Source organism: Pseudomonas machongensis, from assembly GCF_034961125.1.
GTDB lineage: Bacteria > Pseudomonadota > Gammaproteobacteria > Pseudomonadales > Pseudomonadaceae > Aquipseudomonas > Aquipseudomonas machongensis.
The window spans coordinates 1-6,220 of the sequence record NZ_JAYFUI010000153.1; the positions used below are offsets into that span (position 1 = coordinate 1).

9 protein-coding genes are annotated in these 6,220 nt (G+C 61.1%); 1 reads left to right on the forward strand and 8 read right to left on the reverse strand.

All coding sequences use genetic code 11. From position 1 onward, the window contains the following. From VA602_RS14970 to VA602_RS14990, 5 genes are all read right to left on the reverse strand, one after another. Positions 1 to 668, reverse strand: a 668-nt coding sequence (locus VA602_RS14970) for an ABC transporter ATP-binding protein (protein WP_323453603.1), incomplete at its 3' end; no start/stop codon positions are given. 71 nt (positions 669 to 739) lie between these two features. Continuing rightward, the gene (locus VA602_RS14975; RefSeq protein WP_323453604.1) at positions 740 to 1,510 is read right to left on the reverse strand and encodes a hypothetical protein; all 771 of its coding nucleotides are present in this window, start codon (positions 1,508 to 1,510) and stop codon (positions 740 to 742) included. A gap of 93 nt (positions 1,511 to 1,603) precedes the next feature. Beyond that, on the reverse strand, positions 1,604 to 2,068 hold the full coding sequence (locus VA602_RS14980; RefSeq protein ID WP_054893667.1) for a hypothetical protein: 465 nt from the start codon (positions 2,066 to 2,068) through the stop codon (positions 1,604 to 1,606). A gap of 313 nt (positions 2,069 to 2,381) precedes the next feature. Then, entirely contained in the window at positions 2,382 to 2,633 is a 252-nt protein-coding gene (locus tag VA602_RS14985) for a DUF3077 domain-containing protein (RefSeq protein ID WP_054893666.1), read from the reverse strand. Positions 2,634 to 2,660: 27 nt separating this feature from the next. Further along, positions 2,661 to 2,909, reverse strand: coding sequence for a hypothetical protein (locus VA602_RS14990; protein WP_054893665.1), 249 nt, complete (start codon positions 2,907 to 2,909; stop codon positions 2,661 to 2,663). Between the two features lie 424 nt (positions 2,910 to 3,333). Here VA602_RS14990 and VA602_RS14995 point away from each other — a divergent pair, with 424 nt between their 5' ends. Next, complete coding sequence (locus tag VA602_RS14995; protein ID WP_323453605.1) at positions 3,334 to 3,843, forward strand: hypothetical protein; 510 nt, start codon at positions 3,334 to 3,336, stop codon at positions 3,841 to 3,843. Positions 3,844 to 4,080: 237 nt separating this feature from the next. Here the strand turns inward: VA602_RS14995 and VA602_RS15000 are convergent, their stop codons facing one another. The 3 genes from VA602_RS15000 to mgtA all read right to left on the reverse strand — a co-directional run. After that, positions 4,081 to 4,251, reverse strand: a complete 171-nt coding sequence (locus VA602_RS15000; protein ID WP_186667362.1) for a hypothetical protein — start codon at positions 4,249 to 4,251, stop codon at positions 4,081 to 4,083. Continuing rightward, on the reverse strand, positions 4,241 to 4,627 hold the full coding sequence (locus tag VA602_RS15005; protein ID WP_323453606.1) for a DUF2493 domain-containing protein: 387 nt from the start codon (positions 4,625 to 4,627) through the stop codon (positions 4,241 to 4,243). The genes VA602_RS15000 and VA602_RS15005 overlap by 11 nt, the downstream gene beginning before the upstream one ends. 20 nt (positions 4,628 to 4,647) lie before the next feature. Beyond that, positions 4,648 to 6,220 (reverse strand): magnesium-translocating P-type ATPase (gene mgtA, locus VA602_RS15010; RefSeq protein WP_323453607.1); only part of this gene is annotated, 1,573 nt, incomplete at its 5' end.

Sequence of the window (6,220 nt, forward strand, 5' to 3'; positions counted from 1 at the left end):
ACAACCTGCAGGCAGCGTTGCAGACGACGGGCAATCCCCAGGTCATGGGTGACGATGATCAGGGTGACGCCCTGCTCACGGTTGAGAGCCAGCAGCAGTTCGATGATGTCTTGTGCAGTCTGGCCATCGAGGTTGCCGGTGGGCTCGTCGGCGAGCAGCAGTTGGGGCTCACCGACGAGGGCGCGGGCAATGGCCACTCGCTGGCGTTGGCCCCCGGAGAGCTCTGCCGGGCGGTGGTGCAGCCGTTCGCCGAGGCCTACCCGCCGCAACTGCTGGCGCGCCGCCTCCCGTGCCGAGTTGCGTGGCTCGCCACGGTAAAGCAGCGGCAAGGCGACATTGTCGAGGGCATCCAGACGCGGCAGCAGGTTGAAGCCCTGAAAAACGAAGCCGATGTGCTGGTTGCGCATCACTGCGCGGGCGCCATCCGTTGCCAGGGTCATGTCGCGGCCTGCCAGATGGAGTTGTCCGTGGGTGGGCTGGTCGAGCAGGCCGATCAGGCTGAGCAAGGTGCTCTTGCCCGAGCCCGAGGCGCCAACGATGGCGCAGCTTTGGCCGGCCTCGACCGACAACGAGACATCACGCAGCACGGGCCGCGCGGCGCTATGGGAGCTGTACGCATGCGTCACGCCTTGCAGGCGAATCAGCGTCTGGTTGGGTGACTCAGGCATCCATTGCCCACGATCCTTGGGAATCTGTCCAGGTACCCCACTCAACACGATGGGCACCTGGTTGAATAAATTCAGGTGTCTTGCGTTGCTGTCTTGTCGGTGTGCTCAAGGCGTTTTGCCAAGACCAGATCAAGGAGCGATTGCAGTTGATCCTTGCTGTGCGATTGTTCTTTTTCGGCGTACTGGATGAGTTTGTTCAAATCGTGTTCGTAGTTGTCGGGAAGCTGGGCTTCCATGATTGGCGGCAGGCCCTTGTAATAATCCAGGATGCCCTGAAGGGTTTTAGGTGACATGTGCCCGTCGCGGTTGTATTCGTCCATCAACTTCTGCGAAACCGCTCTGGACCAAGCCTCTTCCTGCGCACCGGTCTCCACCAGCGCTGCGCGCCGTTCGTTGATGGTGAATGCACCGCTGTCGTCATGAACGATCAGAGAAAGTTGTTCCATGGACATGCCCGCGAACGGGTTGGAACCTTTGTTGTTCAGGAAGGCGGTTGCCTGACGTGCTTGCTCGAGGCGCTGTGGGTCGTCCGAAGCGGGCGTTTCGGCATCGCGTTCGACCTTGGACTGCTCGAACGCCGGGCTGTGAATAGCGCGGGTTACCTGCTCGGCGATGGCTTTCAGGCCGCTACGGTCAGTGCTGGCGTCGCGCTTTGCCGCCCGTGCTGCTGCGTCGCTGAGCAACTGCGCCAGTGGCGAGATGCTCGCGTTATCCGAGCTGCCCGTTTTCTGGGGCGCCGCGACCGAGGCCGTGGCGTCAGGCTTTTCATCTGGCTTGCCAGTGCCTTGAGTCGCGTTGAGGGTTTTTACCTGTGACGCCGGCAGGCTGTTGACACCATCCATGATCGTCTCCGTATCTCTCTGGGCAGCGGGGATGCTGCGTCTGATTTGGACCCGTTCTGCCCCGGATCGCTCCGGGGCAGAACGTTCAGCGACTTACTTGATCGTGAATTCGACGTTCCACGAATAGTTCGACAGGCTGGTCGAGGTGATGGTTGCGGTGCAGCGAGCGCCGCCGCTGGCATCGGCATCCTTGGTCCATTTCGGGATCTTGGTGATGGTGCCACCCAGCCCGCCCGGGGCAATCGTGTTGACGAACGAGGTACGGAACACGCAGGACTTGCCGCCGATGGCGTAGCGCACGAAGGCGGTGGTGATGTCTGGGCTCAGGGGGCCGGTCACGACGAAGGTGAAGGCCTGGTTCGGCAGGATCGAATCCTTGGGCTTGGGCGTTGCGCTGGCGTTGGTCAGGGCTTCGTTGTTGCCGATCATCGAGTACTTGGCTTCGGCAGTGCCCAGATTCTTGACGGTGATCTGCACGGGAGGGCCTGCATGCGCTGCACCGGCAGCGAACAGGGAGGTAACGGCCAGGGCCGCGAAGATCCGTTTCTTGAATTGCATAGCGTATTTTCCATGTGTTGACATTTTCGTATGTCGCACGACGGACAACAGTCCGCCTTGCCCGGTCTGCAGCGTTACGGCAGCTGCATGTCCTTTCCGGTCACTTTGCATCGGTGCCTTCCATGGGTTAGCTCGACTTGCGCAAAGTCCAGCTAAATAAATCCTTCCAGTTGAGGCAGTTAACGGCACAGGGAGGGAATACTTTAGTGACGGATTCTTGCGCGGCCTGAGACTTCAGCTCATTGAAGCGTGCTCGTGCAGCATTTGCCTGGGCCTCGATGCCGAGGCGGTATCGAGGCTTGCTCGTAAGGTTTCAGACGCCAGCGTTGCGGCTGACTTCAAGATCATTCAACAACGCCTTGGCCAGCGCGCTGAGGTAGTGCAGGGCGGTGATTGCCGCGGGGTTTGCCTCCCCTGTGAACTGATCGCTCAGATCACGTGTACAGCCCACCAGCACTGAGATTTCTTCGATGGCGCGCTCATAGGGGACACCGGGCTGTACGCGGAACATCTCGAGAAAGGTGGCAACACCTGCGGTGGTGCGGCCGGATTGGTTACCGCTCATGTTCATCACTCCTTGACGGGCTCAGGGTCACATCCGGTTCAGCGCATGTTCGATCAGCGCGCGAGCCGTTTCGGCGGAGTGCGCGGCGTTCGACAGCATGTGCAGGCCGGGTACACCGGCATAGGTGCGACAGTGTTCGTCGATGGTTTCGGCGACACCGCGCAACAGCTCGCTGGCGTGGGCCAGGGCGTCGGGAGGGGTCATGTCGGTGTGGATGGAAAAGTAGGGGTTGTTGATGAGCTTGAGGCGGGGTGGGTCGGGGACGAGTTTCTTCATGGTCTAACTCCGTACGATTATCTGGAGCGACCACCGAGCATCTTCTCACGGATAGAAGGGTGGCAGCCGTGCACGAGGTGAGAAGAACCGTGGTACGGCGCACGGCCAGACCGAAGTCTGCACGCGCACGGCTGCCATGACAGGATTGCCGTCTAGCCATACCCGGGCTTCTCACACCCGATCGCCAATGTGGGCGACCCAGCGAAGTTATCCCTGAGGCATTTCCCCGACAATTAAGAGGCTTCCGCAAAGCGCGTAGGATACTTCCTAGTCGCGCGCAATCGAAGGTTTTAGCAGCATGTTCGGACTTGTCGTACGGTCAAAGCCAGCCGCAAAATTCAGCCATGCGTTGCACAGGCATGAGTTTCACCGGTAATGCGATGCTGAGCGGTGAGTGAGAAAGCAGGCAGTGTTAGGACCGGCAATGCATCATGACAAACGAGGAGATCTGGCCCTCGAAGACGCTTTCAGAACCTTGATGCAACAGGTCAGCGTAATGCGGGAAGCAGGTATACCGCTCAAACAGGTCAAGCATGCACCTGCCTTCAGCTTCCTGCTAACCCCAAAGCAATTGGATAGGGTAAAGAAAATATGCCAACTGAAAGGCTGGCCTGTACCCAACCAGCGTGGAATCCTCATCGATCTGGAGGCTGTAGCTCATCCTATGGCTTCGCGCGGGTCCAAGGATAATTGCAGCGCAGCAGAAGTCCTGGCCATTTTGGTAGCGGCCTACTCAGCTTACAGCCAGATTGGGTTGAACAAGCCCAAGCATTCCCAAGCCATAGTCTTCAATACAGGGCGTCAGGTGGTGGTGGGAGGGGGCAGATTTTACGCGGTGGCTGTAGTAGAAGTGCGCGTTGACGGCGCCAGAAGGTACTTGGCCCCGGTCACCGCGTATCACGCGACCGAGGCCAAGATTCGGAATATCAAGTGACTACGCGGAAGGACGGCCTCGAAAGCGAGTCTCCTGCACTGAAGCAGAACAACCCAGATGCTTGCGATTTCCCTTCATATGACCTTGGCATGCCAGGCCTACGCAGCTCCGCCGACAAATTTTCTGCTGTCGCCGTAGTCAGGTGCCATGTTAAGTCAGTTGGCGGAGCAAGAGCAAGAATGCGAGCGCTAGCCGGTTAGGCAGCGCTTCCACAGACGTCTCAACCTTCAGCCTCCCTCAACCTCCAGACAACCGCGCCTCGACCCCAAACAACACTACCAACACCCCACTCAGCACCAAGGTCACGATCACAAACAGCACATTGCGCCGCGCCGCCCGGGCCTGGGCGGGTGGCAGGTCGTGGGTGAGCGAGAAGCGGGCTCGCTCATCAGGCTTTTCAGGCGTCATGGCAATGCTCCTCTCGCTCGGGTTGTCGTGGTTGCCTGCCGCAGATCACCTGCACACCAGCGCCGCGAGCCCTGGCCAGCAGCTCCTCGGTGTCGTCGCCCCCGGGCAGGGCGAGCAACAACTCGGGGCGGCTGTCGGTGAACATGAACAGGTTGCGCAGGCGTTCGGCCTGCTTGCCGTGCAGCTGCCAGTTGGGCGGGTAGCGCACCAGGTCGGCGCCGTGCTCGCGTGCCCAGCTTTCGATCTCGCCGCCGAGGAACTGGCTGCCGCCGTGGATCAACACCAGGATCGGCCGCTGGCGCTGGACATCGTCCAGGGCCTGGCGGCAGCGCCGGGTGTCGGCGTAGTTGCGTCCCGCACAGATCAGTACGCGCATGGTCTGCTCTCCCTGCAGGCTCAGAACCACTGTCCGAAGCGGCGGATGTAGAGGGTCTTCATGGTCTGTGCGACCACGCAGTAGCCCAGCAGGGTGGCGACCAGCCAAGGGAAGTATTCCCACGGCAGCGGCACCAGACCGACCATAGTGCCCACCGGCGAGAACGGGATGTAGATGCCCAGCGCCATCACCAGGCCCGTGGCCAGGATCACCGGCAGCGCTGCAGTGCTCTGGAAGAACGGCACCTTGCGCGTGCGCAGCATGTGCACCACCAGGGTTTGCGACAGCAGGCCTTCGATAAACCAGCCAGACTGGAACAGCGCCTGCATCTCGACACTGTTGGCGGCGAACACGTACCACATCAGGGCAAAGGTGGTGATGTCGAAGATCGAGGAGGTCGGGCCGATCCACAGCATGAAGCGGCCAATGTTGCGGGCATCCCACTTGCGCGGTTCGCTGAGGAACTCCTTGTCCATGCGGTCCCACGGCAGCGACAGCTGGGAGAAGTCGTACATCAGGTTCTGCAGCAGCAGGTGGATCGCCAGCATCGGCAGGAAGGGAATGAACGCACTGGCCACCAGCACCGAGAACACGTTGCCGAAGTTGGAGCTGGCGGTCATGCACAGGTACTTCATGATGTTGCCGAAGGTTTCGCGACCTTTGAGCACGCCCTCTTCGAGCACCATCAGGCTTTTTTCCAGCAGGATGATGTCTGCCGATTCCTTGGCGATATCGGTGCCGCTGTCTACCGAGATACCGACGTCGGCGTCGCGCAGGGCGGCGGCGTCGTTGATGCCGTCGCCGAGGAAGCCCACGGTGTGACCGTTGGCCTGCAGCGCCTTGAGCACGCGGGACTTTTGCAGCGGGGTGAGCTTGGCGAAGACGGTGCGTTCTTCGACCTGAATCTTCAGGGTGGTGTCGTCCATGCGCTCGATGTCCTGGCCGAGCAGCGGCAGGCCGGGCTCCAGGCCGACTTCACGGCACACTTTGCAGGTGACCACCGGGTTATCGCCGGTCAGCACCTTGACCCGCACGCCCATCTCACGCAGGGCGGCAATGGCTGGGCCGGCGGTTTCCTTGGGTGGGTCGAGGAAGGTCAGGAAGCCCTGGATCACCAGGTCGCGCTCGTCGTCGGTGTGGTACTGCGCCTTGCCTTCGCTTGCCGGAATGTCGCGGGTGGCGACCACCAGCACGCGGAAGCCGTCGCGGTTGAAGGCATCGGCGCTGGCCAGCAGGCGCTGGCGCCGACGCTCATCGAGGGCCACGACGCTGTCACCTTCCTGCACATGGGTGGCGATGGCGAGCATTTCCTCGACTGCGCCCTTGCTCACCATCAGGTGATCCCCCAGGGCCTTCTTCACCACCACCGACAGGCGACGGCGAATGAAGTCGAACGGCAACTCGTCGACCTTGGCGTAGGCGTAGGGCGCCTGGAATTCACGCTCCTGACCTGCGAAGTGCAGCACAGCCTGGTCCATCAGGTTGCGCACGCCGCTCTGGTGGTGGCTGTTGAGCCAGGCCAGTTCCAGCACGCGTTTGTCGCGCTCACCGTCGATGCGCACATGGTGCTCGAGGATGATCCGGTCCTGGGTG

Excerpts from the sequence above, each read along its gene's own strand:
- VA602_RS14990 (WP_054893665.1), bottom strand. The coding sequence starts at position 2,909 with ATGAAGAAACTCGTCCCCGACCCACCCCGCCTCAAGCTCATCAACAAC.
- VA602_RS14985 (WP_054893666.1), bottom strand. The coding sequence starts at position 2,633 with ATGAGCGGTAACCAATCCGGCCGCACCACCGCAGGTGTTGCCACCTTT.
- VA602_RS14995 (WP_323453605.1), top strand. The coding sequence starts at position 3,334 with ATGCATCATGACAAACGAGGAGATCTGGCCCTCGAAGACGCTTTCAGA.
- VA602_RS15000 (WP_186667362.1), bottom strand. The coding sequence starts at position 4,251 with ATGACGCCTGAAAAGCCTGATGAGCGAGCCCGCTTCTCGCTCACCCAC.
- VA602_RS15005 (WP_323453606.1), bottom strand. The coding sequence starts at position 4,627 with ATGCGCGTACTGATCTGTGCGGGACGCAACTACGCCGACACCCGGCGC.
- VA602_RS14975 (WP_323453604.1), bottom strand. The coding sequence starts at position 1,510 with ATGGATGGTGTCAACAGCCTGCCGGCGTCACAGGTAAAAACCCTCAAC.
- VA602_RS14980 (WP_054893667.1), bottom strand. The coding sequence starts at position 2,068 with ATGCAATTCAAGAAACGGATCTTCGCGGCCCTGGCCGTTACCTCCCTG.